This is a genomic window from Actinomycetes bacterium, from assembly GCA_035506535.1.
Lineage (GTDB): Bacteria > Actinomycetota > Actinomycetes > DATJPE01 > DATJPE01 > DATJPE01.
This window is the reverse complement of record DATJPE010000083.1, coordinates 89,280-115,217: the sequence shown is the minus strand read 5'-3', so window position 1 is coordinate 115,217 and position 25,938 is coordinate 89,280. Positions and strand designations below refer to the sequence as shown.

Genomic DNA, 25,938 nt, shown 5'->3' with positions numbered 1-25,938 from the left:
GCGAGCTCGCACGAATGCGAGCCGAGGTCAGCTGACGCGGAAGGATTCGAACCTTCACTGCCCGGAGTAACAGTCGGTGCCCTGCCTGTTGGGCCACGCGTCATCGATGTCCTGCGACATCACAGCAGTGCGCCGCCGGGGACTCGAACCCGCACGGCCCTCGGGCCACCGGAGTCTGAGTCCGGCGCGTCTACCAAGTTCCACCACCTGGGCGTGGCCGTCGACGTTGTCGGCGCGACGGATCGAGGACCGCTGGGAGTCGAACCTGCGCAGTCCTTTCGTTGCGTACCCCGGACCGGACTCGAACCGGCGTCTTCACCTTGAGGGGGTGGTGTCCTCGCCGTTGGACGACCGGGGCAAGGAGCAGGCGGCGGGAGTCGAACCCGCTCCTCCTGGGTGGAAGCCAGGCACCCATCCGGATGGGCCTCGCCTGCGTGAGACGTACGTCGATCAGCACGAGCCAGAGGATTCGAACCCCCACTCGCTGCGTTGGAAACAGCTGTCCTGGCCGTTACACCAGGCTCGCTCGTTGTGGCTGCGCCCCGAGAGTCTCTCCGACGAGAGTCGAACTCGGGTCTCGAGCTTCGGATGCTCGCGTCGTGTCCCCTTGACTACGGAGAGAGGTGCCGTGCGTGGGTCAGGGCGAGGTGTTCGCGCTCCCCTGCCAGGATTCGAACCCAAGTGACTTCTCGGTTCAGAGCCGAGCGTGCTGCCGTTACACCACAGGGGAATGACTGGCGGTCCTCCCGAAACGCTCGAGGACGCTCCGGGAGGACCGCCGGGCGGTGCACGGGCGGGCGTACGCCTAGCCCTTGACCACCATGACCTGTCGTAGCCGGGCGACGATCTCGACCAGGTCGGCCTGGTTCGCCATGACCTGGTCGATGTCCTTGTAGGCGGCGGGGAGCTCGTCGAGCACCCCGGCGTCCTTGCGGGACTCGATACCGGCGGTCTGCGCCTCGAGGTCGGCGACGGTGAAGCGCCGCCGGGCCTCGTTGCGGCTCATCCGGCGGCCGGCGCCGTGCGACGCGGATTCGAAGGACTCGGGGTTCCCGAGCCCCCGGACGATGAAGCTCGAGGTCCCCATCGAGCCCGGGATGATGCCGAGGTCCCCGACACCGGCCCGGATGGCGCCCTTGCGGGTCACCAGTACGTCGGTGCCGTAGTGGTGCTCCTGCGCCACGTAGTTGTGATGACAGGAGATCGGCTCGTCGAACACGACCTGAGGCAGGTGCCGGCGGACGACGTCCATGTAGAGCCGCAGCATCGTGGCCCGGTTGAGCCGCGCGTACTCCTGCGCCCACATGAGGTCGTTGCGGTAGGCAGTCATCTCCGGGGTGTTCGCCACGAAGACCGCCAGGTCGCGGTCGGGCAGGTCCGCGTTGTGCGGCAGCTGCTTGGCGATGCCGATGTGCACCTCAGCCAGCTCCTTCCCGATGTTCCGGGAGCCGGAGTGCAGCATGATCCACACACGGTCCTCGCCGTCCAGGCACAGCTCGATGAAGTGGTTGCCTCCACCAAGCGATCCCATCTGCCGCATCGCCTTGCCGAGCCGGTCCTGCACCTTCGGGCTCAGCCCGGCGAAGCCGCCCCACAGCCCGTAGCCGTCGACCTCACGGCTGATGTCCTCGTGCTGCGCGAAGCCCACGGGGATGGCTGCCTCGACGTCCGTACGGAGTCCCTTGAGGTCCTCCGGCAGGTCTGCCGCGGTGAGGTTGGTCGCCACCGCGGCCATGCCGCAGCCGATGTCCACGCCGACCGCGGACGGCGAGAGGGCATCCCGCATCGCGATGACCGACCCGACCGTGGCGCCCTTGCCGAGGTGGACGTCGGGCATGACCGCGATGTGGCTGAACGTCCACGGCAGGGCCGCGATCCGCTTCAGCTGGTCGAGCGCCGCGGGCTCGACCTCCTCGGGGCGTGCCCACATGGTGATGGGCACGTTCGCGCCCTGGAGCGTTGCGAGAGCCATGACGTGCCTCCTCTCTTCGGGTTCGTCAAGCGGCGGAGCCGCCTCGATAGGACCGACCGAGACCCTTCAGCGGTTGGGCCGGCCGGCGTGGGTGTTGCTGGGTGGGCAGGCGGTCCCAGGGGACGTTCCGGTCCCGGGTCTGGTTCGGCGCCCCGACGCTCGGCACGCGTCGGTCCGCCCACCCGCACGCAGGTGGGCGCTGCTCGTTCCTCTGTTCAGGTGCCAGCGCCTGGCCTCAGGGGCGACGTTCATGTGACCTGCCGTGTCCCCCGGCCGCCCCGGGAACGGGCGGGCCGGGCTCTTCCCCAGCAGCGACTGGCTATGTATCAAGGCGTGTTTCAGTAACTCAGGAACAATGCCGTTCCCGAATTGCCGGAATTCACTCATTCAGTGGATCTGCTCGCTTTGGTCGATGGGTCTCAGGTGGCTTCCCCCAGTGGTCGGTGTGCCGTGCGGTCGGTCGTGAGCGGTTGGTGTCGAGCTACCGGGCCTCGCAGCGATCTAGGCTTCTGCGGTGAGCCCTCACAGCGGCTGCGGTCGGCCCAAAGCAGAAGGGCCGCTCCCCTCGCTCGGGAGCGGCCCTTCGTCGAAGGCCTGTGTTCTCAACAGGTTCTACGACGAAGGCGCCCCCAGGAGATTCGGGGACAGCGCCCCTTCGACACCACGCGCGTCGAGGTGCGACGGCACGGCGACGCCGCGCTGGGTCGGCTTGCTCGGCCAGCTCTGGACGGAGCCGTCCAGCGCTGACAGCAAGCCGAGGCAGCGCTCTTGGCGCTTCGTCGACGTACCGGCGGTGCTCACGGACTGACTCCTTCTTCAGTACCAGGCAGTTCCTGGCCCGACCGAGAACTGTACCTTGGTCGCGCAATATTTCAAGGCTTTTTCCCGGCTGGATGTTTCCGGAATTTCTCGCAACGGTGGCCTCGTCGACCGTACCGACCTGACATGCTGGCGGCCTGGTCATGCGCAACGAGGGATGCGGAGGCAGACGTGAAAGAGAGCTTCGACCGTGCCATGACACCAGTCACGTGGCCCGCGCACGACCCGCAGACCTGGCGCAACGTTCCAGCGTCCTCGGCGCCGCTCGACGAGGAGCGGGTGAAGTCCCTGTTGGCGGCGGAGTGGGAGCGCTTCGAGCAGGTGACGCCCGGCTCAGGAGCCCACCACGCCCGCGCGCTCGGCAGCCTGCCGTTGGGGGTGCCGTCGTCGTTCCAGCACTGGGACCCGTACCCGGTCGCCATCACCTCGGCGAAGGGTGCGTGGCTCACCGACGTCGACGGCCGGAGGGTCCTGGACCTGTCCATGGGCTTCGGCGCCATGCTCGCCGGGCACCTGAACCCGACAGTCATCGCGGCGGTCTCGCGCGCACTCGAGACCGGGACGCTCTTCGTGACGCCATCGCCGATGGCAACCGAGGCGGCCGAACGCTTCCAGCGGCGCTTCTCCCTCGACCGGCTGCGTTTCGCCAACTCCGGGACCGAGGCGACGATGTACGCCTTGCGTACCGCCCGTGCCTTCACCAACCGCAAGGCGATCATCAAGATCGAGGGCGGATACCACGGCGGCTACGACGCACTCCAGGTGTCGGTGAAGCCGGGCGTCGCGGAGGCGGGACCGGAGGAGGCGCCGACGCCGGTGACCCCGTTCGAGGTCGAGGCCGGCACGGTGTACGTCGTCCCGTACAACGACCTCGACCGGCTCGAGCAGATCTTCGACGAGCACGGCACCGAGGTGGCGTGCGTGTTCATGGAACCGGTCCTCGAGAACATCGGCATCGTCGTGCCCGACGACGGCTACCTCGCCGGCGTCCGCGAACTGTGCGACTCGCACGGCGCGCTGTTGGTGTTCGACGAGGTGAAGACCGGCCTCACGGCTGGTCCGGCGGGCGCGTCGCAGCGACTCGGAGTCATCCCCGACCTCATCTCCCTGGCCAAGAGCATCGGGGGCGGTCTGCCGCTCGCGGCGTTCGGTGGACGCGAGGAGGTCATGGCGTGCGTCACGGACGGCCGGATGGCGCACTTCGGCACGTACAACGGGAACCCGCTCGTCGTCGCCGCCGCCATCGCCGTGGACGAGATCGCCACGCCGGAGGCGCTCGCGACCGCCGAGGCGCTCAACGACCAGGCGCTCGCCGCGATGGACGCGATCATCGACGAGCACGCCCTGCCGGCGCACACGGTCGGGTTCGGGGTCAAGGGTGCGGTCACCTGGTCGGCGACGCCCGTACGCAACTACCGCGACTACAAGCGCACCGACTTCACCGCAGCCGAGCTCTCCTGGCTGTGGGGCGTCAACCGCGGCATCCTCACCCCGCCCGGGCTGGACGAGCAGTGGCTGGTGTCGTTGGCGCACACCGCCGGCGACATGAACCTGCTCGTCGAGGAGTTCCGCGACCTCGCCGAAGCCCTGCGGGGGTGATCGGCCAGTCCGACCCGCGATCTTGAGAGATGCCGGGCGACACGCCGACCGCGACCCTGCATCTCTCAAGATCGGCGGCGATCGCGACACCTCCGCAGCCGCTCACCCGTCCAACCGGAGCCACATGACCTGCCGGCGTGAGCCAGCCATCCCGACGTGCTCGAACCCTGCAGCTTCGAAAGCGGGCGCCGGCGCCGGGTCATGCCGGCCGCAACCGATAGTGCAAGCGACGTTCTAGGTTGGCCTCTTCCGCATCACGGACCCATCGCCGGGCAGGGTCCCTTCGGCAAGGGCCCTCTGCAGCTCGGCATGGTCGAGGGCATTGCGATCGGCGTACGTGCGCGCGAAGCGCGTCATCGCATCGGTGAAGCTGTCGTTGCGGCCGAGATAGGCGCTGATGGCGACGGGGTCACCTGAGCGCGCATGGGCCTTGGCCAGGGCGACTCCGCAGGCGGCGGCGAACTCCGCGAGGACCCCACGGATTGCGACGGTGTCCGGGATGACCTTCATGTCCCGCAGCTGACGTACGTAGAAGTCGCGGTCGTCGCAGTGGGTCCAGCCCGCGAAGATGTCGGTTGCGCTCTGGATGAGGAACTGCCCGTTCACCACGCGTTGCGCGTGGTTCGGGTAGTGGCTGGGCGCGAGGTGCTCCTCGTACACCGATGCGCCGGACTGCTTCACCTGGAGGAACAGTGGTTCGGCGCGCGGGCCGAGGAGCAGGACGAGGTGGACGAGCATGCCGACGCTGCCGACGCCGACGACCTGACGGACGACGTCGGCGACCTGGAAGCGCTCGAGCAGGACGCGGCGGTCGTCTCGCAGGCTCGAGCGGTATCTGTCGAGCACCTGGCGCGTGACCGCCAGCCGGCGCTCCTCGTCGAGGTGGGTGACCGCGGGCGGGTTCTCGCGGATCCGCGGACCGTCATCGGTGAGCTCGACGAGCCGGGCGAAGGCGCCCTCGTTGCCGCGCCTGCGGGCACGCTTGGTGATGCGGCGCCGGACCGCGTCGCGTGCCTCGACCTCGTCGAGGTGGGACAGCAGCTCCTCGACGTGGATCGCGTCGTACCAGATCGCGAGCTGATCCATGTCGGCGTAGCGGCGCACCCGTTCGCGGTAGGCGCGTACGCAGGACCGCACGGCGTCGAGCCCAACTCCGTCTGGGAGCTGGTTCTCGCGACTGACGACGACGAGGCTGGTGACCAGTCGCTTGACGTCCCACTCGAACGGTCCGGGCAGCGTCTCGTCGAAGTCGCGCAGGGCGAACGTGAGCGAACGCTCGGGGGTCGCCCACAGCCCGAAGTTCAGGACGTGCGCGTCGCCGCACAGCTGCACCATCAGCCCGGAATGCGGGCTGTTCGCGAGGTCAGCCGCCATCACGGCGGCTGCGCCCCGCAGGAACGTCCACGGGCTCGCGGCCATCCGCTCGTAACGCAGCGGGAGGAGGTCCGGGACCCGGATCGCCTCCTGCGCCCGCAGCCGGTCCAGCGGGTCGATGCCCTCCGGGCGCGTCCACGCCGCCTGGTCCGAGCGGGAGACCCGTTCCCGCGCCGCGCGCCCGTACGCCTGCCGCTCGTGGATCGCCTCGCTCACGCCGGCCATTCTCTCTGGCCCACCGTGAACTGACCCAGCCACCGTCGTCGCCCCGTGCCCAGGAGGGCTACGGGGCGGCGACGGGACCGAGGGAAGTATCAGCTGCAGCCGCTGGTGCTGCCGCAGCCCTCGCAGACGTAGCAGGAACCGGCGGGGCGCATCTTGACGCCACACGTCATGCAGATCGGGGCGTCGGCAGACGTACCGAGCATCGTCTCCATGAGCTCCGCCGAGGAGTGCACCTGCGCCGGGGCCGGCTTGGCGACCGCCGTCGTCGCGCCCAGGTCCGGAGCCGCGGTGTCCACGTGCTCCTCGAGGTCCTCACCGTGGACGACGACCGGACGCTCGTCGGTCGGCACGCCCTGGGCCAGCCCCTCGAGGTCGGGCTCGGCCGCCACTGGCTCGTACGATCCGGTCTCCAGCGCGCGCGCCCGCTCCGCCGCGGTGTAGATCCCCAGCGCCGAGCGCTCCTCGAAGGACAGGTAGTCCAGCGCGAGGCGGCGGAAGATGTAGTCCATCACCGACTGCGCCATCCGGATGTCCGGGTCGTCGGTCATGCCGGCCGGCTCGAAGCGCATGTTGACGAACTTGCGGACGTAGGTCTCCAGCGGCACACCGTGCTGCAGCGCGATCGAGATCGCGATCGAGAAGGCGTCCATCACGCCAGCCAGCGTCGAGCCCTGCTTGCCGAGCTTGAGGAACACCTCGCCGAGGCCGTCGTCCGGGTAGGAGCCGGCGGTCATGTACCCCTCGGCCCCGGCGACCGAGAACGACGTCGTCACGCTCGGACGCGACTTGGGCAGCCGCTTGCGGATCGGGCGCTGCTCGGGCCCGCCGGTCGGCGCTGGCGTCTCCTCGGTCACGGCAGCAGTCTTCGCCTTCGCGTCCGAGAGCGGCTGGCCGACCTTGCAGTTGTCGCGGTAGATGGCCAGCGCCTTCAGGCCCAGCTTCCAGCCTTCGTAGTAGATCTCCTCGACGTCCTCGACGCTCGCCGACTCCGGCATGTTCACGGTGTTGTGGTTCACGATGCCGTTGGCGACGAAGGCGTGGGTCGTCGGCACCGAGATGTCGAACACCTCGCGCGCCCCGGCATCCTCCACCCACGCCACCGGCGAGAAGTGGAGGTTGTCCTGGAGCACCGACCGCAACCACTGCGGCAGCTGCACGCCGGGAACGGCCGCGACACGCTCGAGCGAGCGCCGTGACACATGCTGAGTCCGCGCGTCCAGCAGGAAGCTGAACCTCGCCCGCCCAAGCCCCTGCCCGCGGGTCGACGCCCCCTTGGGCAGCAGGCTGTAGAGCTCACGCCCAGTGATCCCTGGGATGACGTCAGCCGTGCTCTGTGCCCGCGTCGAGTAGCTCGCGAGGAACTGGGCGGCGCGCTCAGCCTTGTCCGACTCCAGGAACGGCGCTAGCTCCAGCAGTCTGGCCGCATGCTCGCCGCACGCGTACACCTCGTCGAAGGCCTTCTCGTACTCAGGGTTGAACTTCGTGATCCGGCTGTGGACGACGCCGAGGTTGGTCAGCACGGCCTGCAGGTCGTCCAGCATCTCCACGCTGTCGAGGCAGATCCCCCACTTCGCTGTCGGGCCGTTGTGGATATAGGCGTCGAGAGCGAGGCCCTGCAAGAACGCAAGGACCATGTGCCGCGGCGAGCGAAGGACGGCGTCCGGGATGCGCTTGTCACGAGCGCGCGCTCCGCTCCCGAGGGCCTCCAGGAACTCGACCACGGTCTTGCTCGCCACGATCACGCCAGGGCACTTGCCCGGCTCTTCGATGATCCGCGCCTCGAGACCGAAGACGGTCATCCATGCGTCGCGGACCTTCTCGAGCACGTCGCGCTGCGAGTTGGTGATGATGACGGTCCACGTGCTGCGGGTCGTGTGCCCTTCGGATGCGTAAGCCCCGAGCAGGAACGCCAGGTCTTCGCCCATCTCCTGCGGGAGCACGACGGGCTTCTGGCTCCCGTATGGCGCGGAGACCCGGATGTGACGAAGGCTCGCCGGGGTGTCGGACCAAAGATCGGCGCCATAGCTGGTCGCCACGTAGTCACCGGGCTCGATGTCGTCAAGACTGCGCCAGTCGAGTCCACCGTCCATGGCCACCAGCAGTCGGTGGTTCGGCGTGCCGGTCACGGTGTGCCCGGAGCGGAGCACGACGCGACGCGTCGGGCGCAGCCCGCCGTAGTAGAAGGCGTCGGACTTGGTGGGGCCGCCGAGAGAGGCCACCTCGACGACATGGTCGCGGAAGGAGTCAGCGGCCTCGTTCTCGTGCAAGGAGCCGATCCGGACGAGACCGTCGGCCGTTGCAACCAGAGTCTCCCCCGTCACGCACTTCGAGATTGCCCCGGACAGGAACGGCTGCACGGAGGCCATCATCCGGACGTGTCCCATGGGCGCGATCGAGCGCTCCCCCACGGCGCAGTCGAAGATCTCGTAGTGCTCGAGCCGCAGGCCGGGCGCGTCGACGACGTGGCCGTGCTCGGCGATGTACTCCACGATCGCCTCGATGGTCTCCTCGGGGTAGCCGAGCTTGCGCAGCGCCCGCGGGATCGTCTGGTTGACGATCTGCATCGACCCGCCACCAACCAGCTTCTTGAACTTCACCAAGGAGAAGTCCGGCTCGATGCCCGTGGTGTCGCAGTCCATCATGAAGCCGATGGTCCCGGTGGGGGCGAGCAGGCTGGCCTGCGCGTTGCGCCAGCCGTTGACCTCGCCGATCTTGTTGCCCTCGGCCCACGCCTTGGTCGCCAGCCGGAGCACATCGCCGTCGAGGCTGGTGATGCTGCGCAGGTTGTCGTTGGCCGCGGCGTGCTTGCGCATGACGCGTGCGTGCGCCTCGGCGTTGCGGGCGAAGCCCTCGTACGGACCCACGATCCCGGCCAGCTCGGCCGAGCGCTTGTACGCCGTCCCGGTCATCAGCGACGTGATCGCCGCCGCCAGAGCGCGCCCGCCCTCGGAGTCGTACGCCAGCCCGCTCGCCATGAGCAGTGCGCCCAAATTGGCGTAGCCGATCCCGAGCTGACGATAGGCCCGCGTCGTTTCGGCGATCTTCTCGGTCGGGAAGTCGGCGAAGGAGATCGAGATGTCCATCGCGGTGATGACCAGCTCGACGACCTTGGCGAAGGTCTCCCCGTCGAAGGTGTCGTCCTCGCGCAGGAACTTCAGCAAGTTCAACGAAGCCAGATTGCACGACGAGTTGTCGAGCGACATGTACTCACTACATGGGTTAGATGCAGTAATTCGTCCAGTTTCTGGATTGGTGTGCCAGTCGTTGATGGTCCCGTCGTACTGCACGCCCGGGTCGGCGCAGGCCCACGCCGCCTCGGCGATGGTCCGCCACAGCTGGCGTGCGTCGACGGTCTCGATGACCTCGCCGGTGGTGCGGGCGCGAAGCCCGTACGTCGTGCCGTCCTCCACCGCGTGCATGAACTCGTCGTTCACGCGCACCGAGTTGTTGGCGTTCTGGTACTGCACGGACGTGATGTCCTTGCCACCCAGGTCCATGTCGTAGCCGGCGTCACGCAGCGCGCGGATCTTGTCCTCCTCGCGCCACTTCGTCTCGACGAACTCCGCGATGTCCGGGTGGTCGACGTCGAGGACGACCATCTTCGCCGCGCGCCGGGTCGCCCCGCCGGACTTGATGGTGCCCGCGCTGGCGTCCGCGCCGCGCATGAACGAGACCGGGCCGGAGGCCGTACCGCCGCTGGACAGCAGCTCCTTGCTGGACCGGATCCGCGACAGGTTGAGGCCGGCGCCGGAGCCGCCCTTGAAGATCAGCCCCTCCTCGCGATACCAGTTGAGGATCGAGTCCATGGTGTCGTCGACGGACAGGATGAAACAGGCGCTGACCTGCTGGGACGAGGCCGTCCCGACGTTGAACCAGACGGGGGAGTTGAAGCTGAACACCTGGTGCAGCAGGGCCCAGGTGAGCTCGTGCTCGAAGACCTCGGCGTCGAGGTCGGTGGCGAAGTAGCCGTACTGCCGGCCCGCCTGCGTGTAGGTCAGGACCACCCGGTCGATCAGCTGCTTGAGGCTGCGCTCGCGCTGCTCGGTGCCGAGCGCGCCGCGGAAGTACTTCGTCGTGACGATCGTCGAGGCGTTGACGCTCCAGAAGTCGGGGAACTCCACGCCGCGCTGCTCGAAGACCGTCTCGCCGGTCTTCCAGTTCGTCTGGACGACGTCGCGCAGCTCCCAGGTGACCTCGTCGTAGGGGTGCACCCCCGGCGTGGTGTAGATCCGCTCGATGGTCAGCCCGCTGCGGTGCACCGACGGCCGGTCGCTGCCGACGCTGCCGACGCTGCCGCTCGGGGCGCCGTGCGCGCCGCCGTTCGTGCTACCCGTGCCGCCCGCGTCGTACGCCGACTCGTTGCTGATCTCGGTCATCCGTCCTCCATGCCTCTACGTCAACGTCTCGCGGCGCTGCGGGCTTCCGGTCAAGTCTGGTTCAGGGGTCCGACAGTTCTGGGTGCTCGTTGGTGCGGTCGTGCGGGTCGTGCTGGCGCTCTCTTTGGGGTGTCGTCAGGTCAGTACGTGCTCCGCCCGCAGCAGCGCGATCTCGGCCTCGAAGTCCTCGAGGGAGTCGTAGCTGCGGTAGACGGAGGCGAAGCGCAGGTAGGCCACCTCGTCGAGCTGGCGCAGCGGGGTGAGCACCGCGAGCCCGACCTCGTGGGCGTCGATCTCGGCCTGCCCGGTGGCCCGGACGGCCTCCTCGACGCGCTGGGTCAGCAGGGCGAGCTGGTCCTCGGTGACCGGCCGGCCCTGGCAGGCCTTGCGGACCCCGGCGAGGACCTTCTCCCGGCTGAACGGCTCGCTCGCCCCGGACCGCTTGGTCACGGTGAGGCTGGCGGTCTCCGTCGTGGTGAACCGCCGGTCGCAGGCCGGGCACTGCCGGCGACGGCGTACCGACGTCCCGTCCTCGGCCGTCCGGGAGTCCACGACGCGGCTGTCGGGGTGGCGGCAGTACGGGCAGTGCACCCTCGGCCTCCCTCGACGAGCCGCGCCTGTGGACGTCCCTGGGGGTCACCGGTGGGTAACCGGTGCACAACCCGGGGACAACCTGGGCACTACATGTGGATGAATCACAGCGATGTAAGTACTACATGTGGGGGGAGAACGTACGTCGTCTCGAGGCCCGACGGCAAGGGTTTGCGTGCAACCCGCGTGCCCCCGGCGTGTCGCGCATCACACCGCCCGGCGAGACCACCCTGGTGGTGGTTCACCTACCCGCCGGCGGCGTGAGCAACCGCCACCAGGGTGGTCCCGCGCTCTTCGGCGGGCGGTCTCACACCTGGCGGCCGCCACCCCGGGGACGCCGATAGCCTCCCGAGCGTGGCGAACCCGGGCAGCGGCCAGCCCGAGCCCGGCAGTGGCCGGGCCGGGCCGGTTGGTGCCGAGCCCAGTGGCGGGCCCGGCGGCCAGCGCGAGCCCGCTGGGCAGCGGCGTAACGGGCGGCGAAAGCCCGTACGTGCGCTCCTGCACGGCGTCCACTACGGGGTCCGCAGCCTGTGGCAGATCCTCGGGTCGCTGATCGTCGGCACGCTTGCCCTCGGGATCGTCATCGCGCTGATGCCGGGCATCGGCGCCGACAGCGGCTGGGCGGTGCTCGGCGCGGTCGTCCTGGTCTCGATCACCGGTGCGCTGCTGCTGCCGGTGCTCGCCGTCCTGGCCGACGCGCTGGGCTGGTTCGGGGTCTTCGTCATCGGGCTGCTCAGCCAGGGCATCGTCGTCTACATCGGGCTCATGCTGGCGCGCGGGATCCACGTCGACGGCTTCTGGCCGGCGTTCTGGGCCTCGTGGGCGTACGCGCTCATCGCCGCGATCCTGTCCTGGCTCCTGCTCGTCGACGACGACGAGGCGTTCCTCTCCCACGTCATGCGGCAGGCCACCCGCGGGCATCGCAGCCAGACGATCGCCGACCCCGACGTCGAGGGTGTCGTCATGGTGCAGATCGACGGGCTGCCGTGGCCGTTGCTGCAGCTCATGGTCAGCGCGGGGAACCTGCCGACGATCTCACGCTGGGTGCGTTCCGGCAGCCACGTCATGCGCGAGTGGACCGCTCGCGTGCCGTGCACCACGCCGGTCTCGCAGGCCGGGATCCTGCACGGGTCGACCGAGGGGATGCCCGCGTTTCGCTGGTACGAGAAGGATTCCGGCAAGCTGCTCGTCGCCAACCGCCCGGCCGACGCGGCGGTGATCCAGGCTCGCTTGAGCGACGGGTGCGGACTGCTGGCCGACGATGGCGCGAGCATCAGCAACCTGTTCTCCGGCGACGCGACCGTGTCGCTGCTGTCGATGAGCGGGATGGCCGCGGGGACGCCTGGCCTCGGCCCGTCGAAGAGCTACTCGAGCTTCTTCATGCACCCGTACGGCTTCCCGCGCGCCCTCTTCCTCACCATCGGCGAGATCCTCAAGGAGCGCCACCAGGCGCGCGCCCAGGTGCGCGCGGGCATCGAGCCGCGCATCGACCGCCATGGGTCGTACCAGCTGCTGCGCGGCGTCACGAACGTGCTGCTGCGCGACCTCAACCTGGCACTGATCGCCGAGCAGATGGTGATCGGGCGCAAGGCGATCTACGTGGACTTCGTGGACTACGACGAGATCGCGCACCACGCGGGGCCGGTGCGCCCGGAGTCGCTGCGCTCGCTGACCGGGCTCGACGAGGTGCTGGCCCAGCTCGAGCGGATCGCCGAGCAGGTGCAGCGCCGCTACCACCTCGTGGTGGTCTCCGACCACGGGCAGAGCCAGGGCTCGACGTTTCGCCAGCGCTATGGCGTGGGGCTCGAGGACGTCGTGCGCGAGCTCATGGGCGGCGGCGACCTCGCGGCGGTGACGTCCTCCGTCGAGGACTGGGGGCCGGTGAACACGTTCCTGTCGCAGATGGGTGCCCAGGGGTCGGTGTCCGGCGGGATGCTGCGGCGGGCGTTGCGCCGGCGTACCGATGCCGAGGGCTCGGTCGCGTTGGGCCCCTCGTCTGGGGACGCGGCCGCGGTCGGGGGGCATGACCTGGTGGTCGTGGGCTCGGGCAACCTCGGGCTGGTGTGGTTCGCGCACGTGCCGGGGCGGCTGACGCTGGAGGCGCTGGAGGCGCTGCACCCGGGCCTGGTCGGTGCGCTGGCCAACCACCCGGGAGTGGGCTGGGTACTCGTGCAGACCGACGCGGACGACCCCGTCGTGCTCGGCCGGCAGGGGTTGCGCCGCCTGGCCTCGGGTGAGGTCGAGGGCCTCGACCCGCTGCACGCGTTCCCTCAGGAGGCCGCCGCCGACCTGCTGCGGGTGGCTCGCTTCGCCAACGCGCCCGACGTGTACGTCGGCTCGCTGTACGAACCCTCGACGCTGGACGTCGCCGCCTTCGAGGAGCTCGTCGGCAGCCACGGCGGGTTGGGCGGGTGGCAGACGGAGGCCGTCCTCGTCCACCCCGCCGGCTGGCCGCTGGACGTCCTCGAGGATTCGGCCGTGGCCGGGCTGCCCGATTCCGCGCAATCGGCGGGGTCAGGCCACCCCGGCACCCCCGATTCCGCGCAATCGGCTGCCGTCGAGGGGGCAGCCAGCTTGGCGGGCGCAGCCGGGACGCCGTACGTCGCCATCGCGACGACGTACGGCCGGACCCCGGCGGACCTGGCCGCCGAACGCCAGGCCGAGGTCGTCCTCCACGGCGCTGAGATGGTCCACCGCCAGCTGGTGCGCTGGCTCGAGGCACTCGGCCACCGTCGCAACATCCCCACGCACTCACGGTCGGCCGATTGAGCGGAATCCGGCGGCCGGAGGCAATCGCGGATCGCCGCCCGTCCGGGGCCATCCCGGCACCGCCGGCGGGTCGACGACGATCCTCGGCGATCAGCTGGCTCGGTGGAGGCGCCCGATTCCGCACAATCGGCGGGGTCTGGCCCGCCACAACCCCCGATTCCGCGCAATCGGCATGATCCAGCCCGGTCCACCGGCCCGATTCCGAGCATTCCGCGGGAGTGTCCATCGGCCGGTCGGCCACTCGTCGCGGCGAGCGATCAAGATCGCCAGACGATAGGGTCAGCCACGCAGCGTGTCGTCACGCGGGCGGCGCGCTGGTGGACCCGTACGACCGAGAGGAAGCAGCCATGTCCTTCGGGGACGTCCTGTGGTCGATCATCGTGGCGGCGGCGTTCGTCGGCTACCTGATCATCGTCTTCTTCATCATCACGGACCTGATCCGCGACCCGGACACCAGTGGCTGGGCCAAGGCCGCGTGGGCGATCTTCCTGTTCATCTTCCCGCTGCTCACGGCACTCGTGTACTTCATCGCCCGCGGCAGCGGGATGGCCGAGCGCGCCCACCGGGCCGACCGCGCCGAGGCCATGCAGGTCGCGCAGCTGTCCCAGCTCAGCAGCGGGGCCGGGGCCAGCGCAGCGGAACAGATCGTGCATGCCAAGAGCCTGCTCGACTCCGGGGCGATCACGCAGCAGGAGTACGACACCCTCAAGGCGAAGGCCCTCGCCTCCTAGGCTCTCGCCTCCTCGATCGACACCGCCATCTGACCCACACCGCCTGCTCTCCCATCCACACCGCCTCCTCGATCCACCCAGGGTCGGGCGGGTCAGACCGCCCCATGGACGCGCAGTGGGGTCCGGCGGGGGTCAGCGGCTGGGGACGTACAGGCGCTCGCCAGCCGGGACGGCGGCGCTGGTGAGGTTGTTCAGCTCCTCGATGCGGTGCACGGTGACCCGGGGGTCGGTCTGCGGCGCGACGCGACGCGCGATCTGCCACAGCGTCTCCCCCGGGTGCACGACCACGCTGGCTCGCGGCGTGACATCGGTCGGGCGGTCGCTTGCCTGGGTCGGCGCGCCGTGCAGCAGCCCCGCGACGCCGGTCGCGACGAGCGCGAGCACGACGACGATCACGACCCGCCCACGCCGGGTCAGGCGCAACGGCTCGCGCCCGCCGTACGTCCGCTCGAAGCCCCCCGGCCCGCGATCGGCGTACGTTCGTTCTGAGTGGGCCCGCGTATCCGCCGCGCGACCCCGCGGCTGCCGACCACCCACGGAACGCTCCGCGCGCCGAACCTCCGAGCTGCTCACCGTCATCGTGGCCATCGCCGCCTCCTCCTGCGCCGTACACGCGTTCGATCGAACGCACGTACGGTTCTATCACCGCGCTCCGACAGCGGTCCCCGACACGCCGACACGCGATCGAACAGGTGTTTGAGGATCGTCGGGCCGAGCGCCTATCGTCAGGGGTGTCGATCACCGGGCACCGGTGGTCCGAGCCCCGAGGAGGCGACCGAGCATGGCCGAGACCCACGAGCCCGACGCTCAGACGGTCCACGAGCTGCCCGACGGCCCGCCCGACGGCGCCGGCCTGACCGCCCGCCAGCGGATGATGCTCGAGGCGATCCGCGACTCGGTGAACAAGCGGGGCTATCCCCCCTCGGTGCGCGAGCTCGGCGAGCTGGTCGGGCTGGCCTCGCCGTCGAGCGTGGCGCACCAGTTGCGCCAGCTGGAGAAGCGCGGCTACATCCGCCGCGACCCGCGCCTGGGCCGCGCGATCGACATCCGGATGCCCGAGGTGCCCGGGGTCGGCGGCTCGCTGGAGGACGAGGCGGTGCTGGCGGACGCGGCGGCGTCGGGAGCGGGAGTACCGAGGCCGGCGTACGTCCCTGTCGTCGGACGCATCGCGGCGGGCGGGCCGATCCTGGCCGAGCAGGCGGTCGAGGACGTGTTCCCGCTCCCCCGTCAGATCGTGGGCGACCCGGAAGAGTCGGGGCGGCCGCTGTACCTGCTCGAGGTCCACGGCGACTCGATGGTCGACGCCGCGATCTGTGACGGCGACTGGGTCGTGGTGCGCCAGACGCCGACGGCGGAGAACGGCGAGATCGTCGCGGCGATGATCGACGGCGAGGCGACCGTGAAGACGTTCAAGCGCAAGGACGGGCATGTCTGGCTGATGCCGCACAACTCGGCGTACGAGCCGATCGACGGCGACCAGGCCCAGATCCTCGGCCGCGTGGTCGCCGTCCTCCGCAAGCTCTGACGGCGCCGCCTCGTACCGTCTCTTTTCTTGGCTCTTGTCTTGGCGATGAACGTGGCGTTCATCGCAACGGGATTGGAATGAACGCGGCGTTCAGTCGGACCTATTGGAAGAACGCCGCGTTCATTCGGAGCACAAGGCGGGGTCAGGCTCGGGGCAGCAGGACGCGGAAGGTTGCGCCGTGGCCTGGCGCTCCCTCGACCTCGACGCGGCCGCGGTGGGCCTCGACCACCTCGCGCACCAGGGCGAGCCCGAGCCCGAATCGGCGCTTCGATCCGTCGACCTGGGTGTCGCTGGCCCCTCGGGCGAAGCGGGCGAACAGCCGCTCCGCCTGCGCCGGGTCCAGGCCCGCGCCGTCGTCGGCGACGGACAGCTCCACCCAGTCCGACCCGCGCGGCGCGACGCCCACGGCGACATGCCCGCCCTTCGGGGTGTGCCCGAGCGCGTTGTCCACCAACGCGTCGACGACCCGGCGCAACGGGCGCTCGGCACCCGGTACGACCGCCGGGGCGGCGTCCTCGGGCGGCCCCGCCAGGTCGACGCCGAGCTGGCCGGCGTGTGGCGCCATCGCACGTACCGACGTACGGGCCAGAGCCACCAGGTCGATGTCCTCCCGCGTCGAGGGCCGGGCCTCGAGGGAGGCGGAGACCAGCAGGTCGTCGACGACGTCGGCCATCCGCTTGGCGTCGGACACCAGCGCCTGCGCCTCGGCGTGCGTGATGGTCTCGGTCTCGTTCGGGCGCAGGGCGCGTTCGAGCATCTGGGCCCGGGTGGTGAGCACCGTGAGCGGCGTACGCAGCTCGTGCGAGGCGTCGGCCACGAACCGGCGCTGCCGCTCCATCGCCTGCCCGAGCGGGGCGATGGCCCGGCGGGCGACGAACCAGCCGACCACCACGGCGGCCAGCAGGCCGAGGATCTCGGCGATGGCCAGCGCCGAGAGGAGCCGCTCGCGCTCGTCGCTCTCGTCCTCGCGGGACACCACCGCCTGGACCACGCGGTCGCCCTGCACCTCGGTGAGCACCCGCAGCTGGGTACGACCAAGGGTCACGTTGCGTTCGTCGCTGCCCTTGACCCGCGCGGCCGCGATCCCGGCCTGCACGGGCAGCCCGGCCGGTGAGTCGGGCGAGACCTGGGTACCGCTCGGGGTGACGACGGCGACCTTGACGTCGTCGGAGTACGCCGAGGACACCCGCGGCCCGAACTCCACCGCCGACTGCAGCGCCGCGTGCAGGTCGTGGTCCTGCTCGCGGCTGACGTAGAACAGCGCCACCCCGCCCACCGCCATGAGGACGACCGTGATCGCCGCCCAGGTGAGAAGGGTCAGCTGCAGCCGGGCGCGTCGAAGCAGGCGGTCCTCGCTGCGCGTCATCCCCTGCCCAGCCGGTATCCGGTGCCGCGGACGGTGAGGACGACGTCAGGGCCGAGCTTGCGACGCACGTACGACACGTAAGTGTCCACGATCGACTCGCCCTTCGCGCCGTCGAAGACCTTCTCGAGCAGCTCCCCCCGGCTGAAGACCCGCTGCGGCAGGCGAGCCAGGGTCAGCAGCAGGTCGCACTCACGGGCGGACAGCGGGACCTCCTCGCCGTCGGGCTGGACGACGGTGCGCGAGGAGAGGACCAGCCGCCGCGACCCGACGGCGACCACGTCGGCGCCGACGTCGAGCTCGTCGGGGCGGCGCAGCAGGGCACGTACCCGGGCCAGGAACTCGTCGATGTCGAACGGCTTGGTCAGGTAGTCCTGCGCGCCCGCGTCCAGCCCCTCGACGCGATCGGCGACCGCCGAGCGCGCGGTCAGCATCATCGCGGGCGCCCGTACGCCCTTGCGGCGCAGCCGGCCCAGCAGGTCGAGCCCCTCGATCGCCGGCAGCCCGCGGTCGATGATCAGCCCGTCGTAGGCGCGCGTCAGCCCGAGGTGCAGGCCGGCCTGCCCGTCCGGGGCGATGTCGACGTCGTAGCCCTCAGAGGTCAGCAGCCGGTGCAGCATCGACGCCAGGTCGCGCTCGTCCTCGACGAGCAGCAGCCTCCCGCCCACGTCCACCTCGTCCCACCCCGGGGGCTCGTCCATCACCGCGCTCATGCGACGAGGGACCCCGAGACACGCACCGCACCGGCTCCCGAGCGAGCGGTGCGCCTGCGATCAACGGTACGCGCAGCCACATCGAGCCGACGAACCACGGGCCGGGTGGAGCGGGTGACGCTGGCCAGCATCCGCAAAGGATCGGCCCCCGCCGTAAGAGCTTTCTGAGAGCCCCCCCCCCGCCCCCTCACCCGCCTCCCCCTCCGTCCCCCTGCTTCGAATGAACGCGACATTCCTCCAATAGGTCCGAAGCAACGTCGCGTTCATTCGAAAGGGACGGGCGGGACGAGGGTTGACGGGACGGCGCGGCCCGGGTCACGCCCCGGCCTCTTCGACAGCGCACTTGTGGCGGGCTACACGTCACTCGCAGCCCGGGTAGTGACGGAGAACCCGCCACAAGACGGGGGAAGTGGTCAGGTCCAGGCGTTGAAGGAGCGGGGTTCGACGGTACGGGCGCCGGCGTGGGGCGAGGCCAGCACGAGCTGGTCGGCGGTGGTGGCGGTGAGGGTCGAGGACAGGGTGAGGTCGCTGCTGCTGATCTGGTCGGTCCCGCTCATCACGACGGCCAGCAGGACGATCGCGGTCGACAGGGCCGAGAAGTCGACGGAGAAGGTGACGGCGACGGGACGACGTACGTCGATGTCGGCGACCGGGCTCTGCCACAGCGCCGACGACGCCGAAGTCCAGCCGTCGGGCAGCGTCACCGGCGGCGTGCCCGAGCCGGCCGCGCTCACCAGGACCGGCCAGAGCGCTGAGATCGGGACGACGCCGTCGTCCGGCAGGTCGTGGCGCAGCAGCGCGACCCGAACCTGCCCGGCGGCGACAGCCGACCCCGCCCGGTGGTGGACCAGCACGTGCACGGCCGCCGTGTCCCCGGGGACCTCGACGCTGGCGCGAGCCCCGCGCTCACCCGGGCTGGGCAGCATCCCGAGCAGCGCCGCCTCCGACGGCGGGGCGGACCACGTCGTGCCCGAGGTGTCCACCACGACGTCGGGGCTCTCGTCCCAGTGCGCCGAGCCGGGCTCGCCGCTCAGCAGGTCCCCGTTGACCACGCTCGGCAGCACGCGACGGGTGTCCGAGGGATACAGCCGCAGGTACGTCAGCGGCACCGCCGGCCCGCTCAGGTCCAGCTCGTAGATACCGCGCGCCTGCAGCGCCGCCCGCAGCAGGCGCACCCCACCGGAGGCGAACACCGACAGGTCCTGCACCGCGCACTCGGGCAGGCCGTTGGTGATCCGCTCCCAGGCCCATGAGTACGTCGGGTTCCCGCCGCTCGACCCGATCGTGAGCCGCCCGCGCAGCACGCCGACGCTGGTGCCGACATAGACCGTCGAGCTGTCCGTGGGGTCGACCTCGACGGCCAGCGCCGGCGCGCTCGACGGCGAGCCCGTCCACGACGTACGGCCGGCGATCACCCTCGTCACCCCGCAGGCCCACCACGTGCCGTCGCCGTCGAAGAACCACAACGTGTCGTGCGCGGCGTCGGCGCCCCCGGTCGTCGCCACATAGCAGGAGCCGAGCGCCCCGCGCCCGGCGTCGTGCACGGCGAGGTCGCTCACCCCGTTGCCCGGCGGCAGCGACGTCAGCGGGCCACCGGCCGCCATCGCGGCGGCGTCGGCCGCCGCCGGCTCGCGGAACACCTGCTGGATCAGCGGCGTGGACGGAGAGGGCTTGGCCCACGAGAACGCACCCGTCGCCGATGTCGCCCGTGTCCCCGTGTACCAGCCCAGCCCCTGGGGATAGAGCGCCAGCACCCGCAGCGTGTGCGTCCCGCCGCTGTCCGGCGGCGTCGCGAACCGCACCGCCAGCAGGCCGGTCCCGGTGTAGGCGTCGCCGGTGTACGTGCTGCTGCACGAGTCGGTCGATCCGACGGTGTCGGCGTACGTCGGCGCCGGGGCCTTGTTGGCGTCCAACGGGACGCTGGGGTTGTACACGTCCTGCTTGAGGTCCGGGCGGTCGTGGGCCCGTGGGTCGGTCGCGCTCGGCAGCGTCACCCACGACCCGCCCCAGTCGGTGGTGTACCAGACCCGGTCGGTACCCATCGCGAAGTGGGTGAGACCACCGTGAACGACGCTGTCCGCGCCCGAGTAGAACTGCGACGCCCCGTCCTCCAGCGACTCCGACGTCACCAGCGTGGACCCCGTCTTCGTCCACGCGCCGCGGCGCAGCACCGGGGCGACCGCGCCCTTCGTGCTGCTGCTCCAGTCGGCGTGGATGTACTGCCGCATGTAGCGAGTGCCGGCCGGGTCCCACGTGACGCCGCCGCCGTCGCCGCGGAACGTCTGCCGCCACACAGTGTCGCCCACCCGCAGCGCGGTGCCGTTGTCCTGGAAGCCCGCCACGACGATGCCCGGGTTGGTCGGGTGGCTCGCCACGAATCCCGGCTCCAGCACGGCCAGCCCGTCGTTGACCGCGGTGAAGGAGTCCGCGTCGCCGTCGGCGTCGGAGCGGAACAGCCCGCCGTCGCACCCGACCCAGACCGAGCGCTTCGTGCCGGGCGTCACCACCTCGCCGAGGCGGATCGCGTGCACGTCGGCGTGGACGCCGGACCCGATACGCGTCGGCGTCGCCGTGGTTCCGGAGATCTCGCAGCGATACAGCGCGGCGTTCCACTGCCCCGAGTACGTCGCGCCCGACCCGCCGACGTACACCCGGCTGGCCTCGTCCGGGTGCACGGCGATCGCCATGTCATAGCCGGACTGGTCCCCGTCGCGGCTGGCCCCGAACAGGTCGCTCGGCAACCCGGACACAGCGGTCGCCGCGCTCCCCAGCTTGTCCGTCGCCGCCGTCGCGTCCACCGACCACAGCTGCGCGGGGTCCATCTTGTCGGCGTCCTTGCCGGTACGTGCGAAGCGCCGCGCGAGCACGTACAGCACCTTCCCGTCCGCCGACGCGGCGAGCTGGACGTTGCCGAGCGGGATGGTCTGCCCGGCGGAGGTGCCGGTGGGCGCGGGGGTCGGCCCGGGCAGCGGGACCGGCGTGAACGTCAGCGACCCGCTGATCGGCGTCCCAGGGGCGCCGGAGAACTCCGCGACATAGAGGCCACCCGCCACCGCGACCCAGATCCGCAGGGTGTTCGCGCTCGCCCGGGTGAGGACCACGTCGAGCGGCGTGCCCGCGGTCCAGCCGGCCTGCTGGGTCCAGGAACCACCGGCCGGCAGGACGTACAGGCCGTTGCTGGTCGCCGCCGCCAGCTGCAGCGGCTTGCTCAGGTCGGAGTTCGCCGGGTCGCCGCTGATCCGCAGGATCACTTGGCCGCTCAACGGGTTCGGCGAGATGTCGACGACGCCGTCGAGGACGTGCGTCCAGGCCGAACCGGTCGCGGGTCCGGTCGCGGGTCCGGTCGCGTGCAGGAAGCCGATACCGCGGACCTCGCCGCCCGGCAGCGCGCCGCCGTTGTTCGGGTACAAGGCCGACGGCCTGCCGTCTCGCCAGAGGCCTCCCTCGCCGGTGCCGACCCACACCTCGTCGGCACTGCCGTCGGCCGCCGCGCCGAAACGCACGTAGAGCGCGCCGGTGGCCATCGCGTTGGCGAGCCGGCCCGTGACGCCGGTCGAGGTCGCCCACTCGTCCAGCGGCCGCCACGACGCGCCCGCGTCGCCGGTGAACCACACGCCGCCCGACCCGCTGCCGGCGTACGCCCGCAGGCCGTGGCCGGGCTCCACCGCGAGGTCGCGGATGCGGCCGGCGACGTTGGGGTCGCCGCTGGCCTGCCCCCGCACCATCACCGACGGCCCGATCGGCAGCCAGAGGTCGGTCGTGCCGGCGGGGGCGAGACCGGCCGGGCCGACCGACGCGGCTCCCGCGGCCGGCGGCGGAGCGGGCGGTGCGGTCCGGGTCGGGTCGGCGGACGGGAGGAACCGCGAGGTGAAACGCGCCCGGCCGGCCTGGTCGTCGCGGCTCCTGGGCGGCGCCGGCCAGTCGTAGCGGCTCATCGGCCTGCCCTCTCGTCGTTCGGTCCGGCCGGCGAAGCCCATCCATCACATCGACTCGCTCCGCACGCGTCGCTCATGAGCCGCTCCCCTGCGCGGGCGGGTTCGGGTCGATGCGCACCCAGCCCTCCTGCACGACCGGCTCCTGGTCGGGCAGCAGCGCGTTCTGGGTGGCGGCGAGGATCGGGTCGTCCTTCCACGTCGTCGGGGTGTCCCGACGGGTGAACAGCTGCGCGACCGGGAAGGACGCGACCTTCGGCAGCCGGACCTTGTCCGCGTCGATGAGCAGCGGCCCGACCCGCAGCGACGGGGCGAGGACCGACAGGCCGGGGTTGACCCAGTCGCGCGCGAGCGCCTTCGCGGTGCGCGGCAGGATCCCGGTGGTGAGGTAGACCTTCCCGCCCGGGTGCATGAGCAGGGTGAGCCGCACGGTCTGCCCCGGGTGGACCACGATCGAGCCGGTCGGGTCGACGTAGGGGTGGGTGATCGGGTCGGCAGCGGTCGGGTCCGGGTCGGCGAGGTCGAGCACGCCGCGGCAGCGCCCGCTCGCCAGCGCCTCCTCGGCGACCACCCGGTCGACCAGGTGGAAGCGGCTGAAGTCGTCGTCGACGAAGTAGCCGAGCAGGGAGTCGTCGGCGCGGGTGACGTCGCCGAGCTTGACCTGGATCGCCAGCTGCGCCAACGCGTCGTACGCCGCCTGGCGGTCCTGGGCCGTCACGCCGTCGACATAGACCAGCTCGTCGACGTCGGAGTGGACGTCGAGGGCCAGGCGCGCGGTGACCACCGCGATCGGGCGCCCGACGAGGCCGGCGATGTGCTCGGTGCCCAGCGAGCCGAACGGGTCGACGGTCCACAGCGTCGTGTCGATCGCGCGCAGCATCGCCGACAGCGCGGACTCGGTCTCCGGCCGGTCGGGCGTCCCCTGCCGCTCGGCGGCGTCGGCGGCGACGAGCCCGGCGGCGATCCAGCCGACCCGGTGGTGGGTGGCGTCGGGGTCGTCGGTCGGTCCGGCGCCGGGGGCGACGTCCTCGCGCCCCGGCGCGATCTCCCACTGCACCGCGTCGGAGAACGGGTCGTGCGACAGCTCGCCGAGCGGCTTGCCGTCACCGGAGAACACCTCGAGCGACTCGTCCATGTGGTCGGGCAGCAGGTAGCCGGCGATCGGGCTCACCTGGCGCGAGGCGTCGGCCTGGTCCACGCAGGCCAGCGCGGCGTCCACCGACGTCGAGGTCGCGTCGACGAGGTCGAAGCGCCAGCGGGCGGGCGCGGTCAGCCGCGGCCGCAGCCGCATCTCGCCCAGCGCGTCCTCGCTCACCCGGGCGGGCACCAGCAGAGCGTCGAGCGGGAGGTCGAGGGTACGTCCGAAGGCGTCGACCAGGCGTGCGGAGCTCAGCGTCAGCCGGCCGGCCTCGAGCAGGCGCGGGAGCGCGACCGCGCTCGCCCGGCGGGTCCCGTCGTCGGAGGTGTCGCTGTCGAGACGGACCAGGCCCCGGTCGTAGGCCAGCCCGAGCAGCTGCTCGCGGATCCCGTCCATCGCGACGGAGAGGAGGTCGAGATGGGCCAGGGTGTCCGAGAGCGCCGCGAGCGCGGCCTCGGTCTGCGGGTCGGCGAGGCCGTGGCCGCCGAGGTCGCGGGCCCGCTCGTCGTCCAGCCAGCGGTTGATCCCGTTGGCGAGGGTGCCGGCGGCGCCGGTGACGAGCGGGCTGCGCCCGCAGAAGACCACGGTGTCGGGGGTGGTCGGCGACGGGTCCCCGGTCGGGTCGTTGTCGGTGCCGACCAGCTGCCAGCCGGTCAGTCCCCCGAGGTCGAGGCGGGCCTCCCAGTCGCAGAAGAGCGGTCGCCACGGCTGGCCCCAGAGGCTGACCCCCTCGGGGTGGGCCCAGGTCCCGTCCGAGAGCGACAGGCGAAGCAGCCCCTCGGTCGCCCGCTGGCGGGCGTACGCCGAGGAGACGGGGGCACCGCTCCAGCGCTGCAGGCGGGCGTCGTCCGCGGCGTAGTAGGCGTAGGAGACCGCCGCCTCGGCGACGAAGCGCGACCGGGCCAGGCCCGACGCGAACCCCTTGCCGGCGGCGAGCCTGGCCCGCCACGCGGACAGGTACGGGTCCTCGGCCAGCGCCTCACGGGCAAGGTCGAGCACCTCCGGGGGGACGGCGGCGCTGCCGATGGTGGCGAGCAGCTCCTGCGCCGCGAGCACGCCGAGGTGGCCCTTGGAGGTCTGGTCGGCGAGGCGGCACACGAGGGCCCCGTCGGCTTCCTCGCGCTCCACCGCCGAGAGCGTGCGCCCGCCCCCGGCGACGCCGAGCACCGGCGAGGCGGGGTAGCTCCACCGGGGGGCGGGCCGCACGACCTCGCGCACCTGCGCCGGAGCAGGCGGCGGGACCGAGCCGAGCCGCCCGTCGAGGGAGGGTGCGCGCCGGGCGTCGACGAGGGAGGACGTCGCCGGGCGCTGGGTCGCGCTCCAGAGCACGCTGGACTCGGGCACGAAGACCCGACGCGCGCGCACCGCGTCACCCTCGGGTGCGGGCGCCGTACCGGCCCGGAAGCCCGACCCCGGGTCGACCGGCGGGCCCGCCTTGTCGACGTAGCGGTCGACGCCCTCCGTGCCGCCAGGCAGCGACCCGAAGCCGTGCGCGTGCTCGTAGTCGTCGATGTCCGCCCACACCGTGCTGTCGCCGAGGTTCATCAGCTGACCGGCGGCGAAGGCCTCGAGCAGACGCTCGGCCGCGCGCCGGGCGTCCTCGTCGGCCCCGCCCAGGCCCGCGCCGGCGACCGACAGCACCGCGGCCAGATCCGGCGTGGTGGAGCCGAGCACCACGCGCAGGCCCTGCGCGGCCGGCCGGCTGTCCGGCGCCACGGCACCGGACAGCGGCACGCCGTGCAGGCGGCCGTGCAGCAGCGTCTGGCGGGTGGGCGCCGACGGGAAGGACGCGGCCGTGACGGCGTCGTGCAGGAAGCCGCTGAACTCCGGCCGTACGGCGCGCGCGGCGGGCGCGACGTAGCCCGAGCCAGTACCCGGCGCGACGCCCGCCTGACCGGCCGCCGCCCCGGCCGGGGCCGGCTCCGCCGCCGGCTGGGTGAAGCGGGTGGCGTCGGTGTAGCCGAAGGCGCGGGCGGCGCGGTGGCGTTCAGCCGCATCCGCGACCTGCGCGGCGTTCGTGCTGGGGTGGTCGGGGTCGGCCCAGCCGAGCGAGGCGAGGCGCGCGACGTACGCCGCCTCGGTGCCGACCCCGTCCAGCGGGTCGGCGGCGCTGGCCGACCACCAGCCGGCGACGACGTAGCTGATCGCGTCGCCCTCGAGGCTGACCCCGGCCAGGTCGTCGAGCGGGTCGTGCAGGGACAGCCGCCCGGCGGCCGCGTCGTAGCACTGCGCCCAGCCGGTGCCGCCGGTGTGGGCGGTCAGCTGGGCGGGGTCGACGGCCGTGCCGAGGCTGACCGTGCTGGTCGTGACGCTGGGCCAGTCCGCGAGCGGGGTGACGGTGGCGGCGTCGGCCTCGACGACCCACCCACGGACCAGCGGGTCCCCGGCGCCGGCGGGGACCGCCAGGCGCAGCACCACCCACCTGTCCGGCAGCGCCGGGAGCACCAGGCGCCGGCGCGTGGCGTCACCCGGCGCGGCGGGGTCGTCCTCCAGGGTGCCCTGGCCGAGCGCGGACGGCACCGACCAGAGCAGGTGGACGCCGGCCTCGCGCGGGAGCCCCGCGTCGTGCACGTCCAGTGGCGGGAAGGAGTCGGCGTCGTCGCGGAAGGGCAGGCGCAGCATCGGGTCCTGGTCGTTGACACCTGCGCGCACGACGAGCGCCTGGACGTCGACCGGGACGAGCAGCCGCGGCTCGCGGACCAGCCCCGGGTCGAAGTTCGCCAGGTCGGCGGAGCCGCCGCCGATCTGGGACAGGGCGGCCCAGCGCGGGGTCAGGGCGGCCTTGAGGATCTGGTCGCTGGTCACGTCCAC

Annotated in this window: 14 protein-coding genes and 6 tRNA genes; 4 read left to right on the top strand and 16 right to left on the bottom strand. The window is 71.6% G+C overall.

All coding sequences use genetic code 11. The features are described from left to right. Positions 1–31 precede the first annotated feature (31 nt). The 8 genes from VMI11_14035 to VMI11_14000 all read right to left on the bottom strand — a co-directional run bounded on the left by VMI11_14035 (position 32) and on the right by VMI11_14000 (position 2,773). Positions 32–103 (bottom strand) — tRNA-Asn (locus tag VMI11_14035). Between the two features lie 183 nt (positions 104–286). Further along, positions 287–358, bottom strand: a tRNA-Glu gene (locus VMI11_14030). Between the two features lie 4 nt (positions 359–362). After that, positions 363–434 (bottom strand) — tRNA-Gly (locus tag VMI11_14025). A gap of 20 nt (positions 435–454) precedes the next feature. Continuing rightward, a tRNA-Trp gene (locus tag VMI11_14020) sits at positions 455–526 on the bottom strand. Between the two features lie 23 nt (positions 527–549). Beyond that, positions 550–621, bottom strand: a tRNA-Arg gene (locus VMI11_14015). Between the two features lie 35 nt (positions 622–656). Next, positions 657–730, bottom strand: a tRNA-Gln gene (locus VMI11_14010). A gap of 75 nt (positions 731–805) precedes the next feature. Continuing rightward, positions 806–1,972 (bottom strand): RtcB family protein, encoded by a 1,167-nt coding sequence (locus tag VMI11_14005; GenBank protein ID HTY73519.1) that lies wholly within the window; start codon positions 1,970–1,972, stop codon positions 806–808. A gap of 612 nt (positions 1,973–2,584) precedes the next feature. Further along, positions 2,585–2,773: a hypothetical protein gene (locus VMI11_14000; GenBank protein HTY73518.1), complete on the bottom strand. Its 189-nt coding sequence runs from the start codon at positions 2,771–2,773 to the stop codon at positions 2,585–2,587. A gap of 213 nt (positions 2,774–2,986) precedes the next feature. Between VMI11_14000 and VMI11_13995 the strand changes: the two genes are divergently transcribed. Beyond that, a complete protein-coding gene (locus tag VMI11_13995; protein HTY73517.1) occupies positions 2,987–4,390 on the top strand; it encodes an aspartate aminotransferase family protein in 1,404 nt (467 codons plus the stop codon). 234 nt (positions 4,391–4,624) lie between these two features. Here the strand turns inward: VMI11_13995 and VMI11_13990 are convergent, their stop codons facing one another. From VMI11_13990 to nrdR, 3 genes are all read right to left on the bottom strand, one after another. After that, a complete protein-coding gene (locus VMI11_13990; protein HTY73516.1) occupies positions 4,625–5,980 on the bottom strand; it encodes a DUF2252 domain-containing protein in 1,356 nt (451 codons plus the stop codon). A 98-nt stretch (positions 5,981–6,078) separates the two neighbouring features. Then, entirely contained in the window at positions 6,079–10,365 is a 4,287-nt protein-coding gene (locus VMI11_13985) for a vitamin B12-dependent ribonucleotide reductase (GenBank protein ID HTY73515.1), read from the bottom strand. A gap of 135 nt (positions 10,366–10,500) precedes the next feature. Continuing rightward, the gene (gene nrdR, locus VMI11_13980; GenBank protein ID HTY73514.1) at positions 10,501–10,956 is read right to left on the bottom strand and encodes a transcriptional regulator NrdR; all 456 of its coding nucleotides are present in this window, start codon (positions 10,954–10,956) and stop codon (positions 10,501–10,503) included. Between the two features lie 354 nt (positions 10,957–11,310). On the opposite strand from nrdR, the gene VMI11_13975 reads away from it, so the two are divergent. Both VMI11_13975 and VMI11_13970 read left to right on the top strand, forming a co-directional pair. Then, positions 11,311–13,725, top strand: a complete 2,415-nt coding sequence (locus VMI11_13975) for a phage holin family protein (GenBank protein HTY73513.1) — start codon at positions 11,311–11,313, stop codon at positions 13,723–13,725. Between the two features lie 347 nt (positions 13,726–14,072). Beyond that, positions 14,073–14,456 (top strand): PLDc N-terminal domain-containing protein, encoded by a 384-nt coding sequence (locus VMI11_13970; protein ID HTY73512.1) that lies wholly within the window; start codon positions 14,073–14,075, stop codon positions 14,454–14,456. Between the two features lie 132 nt (positions 14,457–14,588). Here VMI11_13970 and VMI11_13965 read toward each other — a convergent pair whose 3' ends face one another. Further along, positions 14,589–15,044, bottom strand: a complete 456-nt coding sequence (locus VMI11_13965) for a LysM peptidoglycan-binding domain-containing protein (GenBank protein ID HTY73511.1) — start codon at positions 15,042–15,044, stop codon at positions 14,589–14,591. 193 nt (positions 15,045–15,237) lie between these two features. On the opposite strand from VMI11_13965, the gene lexA reads away from it, so the two are divergent. Continuing rightward, positions 15,238–15,981 (top strand): transcriptional repressor LexA, encoded by a 744-nt coding sequence (gene lexA, locus VMI11_13960; protein HTY73510.1) that lies wholly within the window; start codon positions 15,238–15,240, stop codon positions 15,979–15,981. A 142-nt stretch (positions 15,982–16,123) separates the two neighbouring features. Here lexA and VMI11_13955 read toward each other — a convergent pair whose 3' ends face one another. From VMI11_13955 to VMI11_13940, 4 genes are all read right to left on the bottom strand, one after another. Further along, positions 16,124–17,347, bottom strand: a complete 1,224-nt coding sequence (locus VMI11_13955) for a HAMP domain-containing sensor histidine kinase (protein ID HTY73509.1) — start codon at positions 17,345–17,347, stop codon at positions 16,124–16,126. Then, positions 17,344–18,057 carry a response regulator transcription factor gene (locus VMI11_13950; GenBank protein ID HTY73508.1) on the bottom strand — a complete coding sequence of 238 codons (714 nt, stop codon included), beginning with the start codon at positions 18,055–18,057 and terminating at the stop codon, positions 17,344–17,346. The genes VMI11_13955 and VMI11_13950 overlap by 4 nt, the downstream gene beginning before the upstream one ends. 413 nt (positions 18,058–18,470) lie before the next feature. Then, positions 18,471–21,992, bottom strand: coding sequence for a hypothetical protein (locus VMI11_13945; GenBank protein HTY73507.1), 3,522 nt, complete (start codon positions 21,990–21,992; stop codon positions 18,471–18,473). A gap of 73 nt (positions 21,993–22,065) precedes the next feature. Further along, the gene (locus tag VMI11_13940) at positions 22,066–25,938 is read right to left on the bottom strand and encodes a hypothetical protein (GenBank protein ID HTY73506.1); all 3,873 of its coding nucleotides are present in this window, start codon (positions 25,936–25,938) and stop codon (positions 22,066–22,068) included.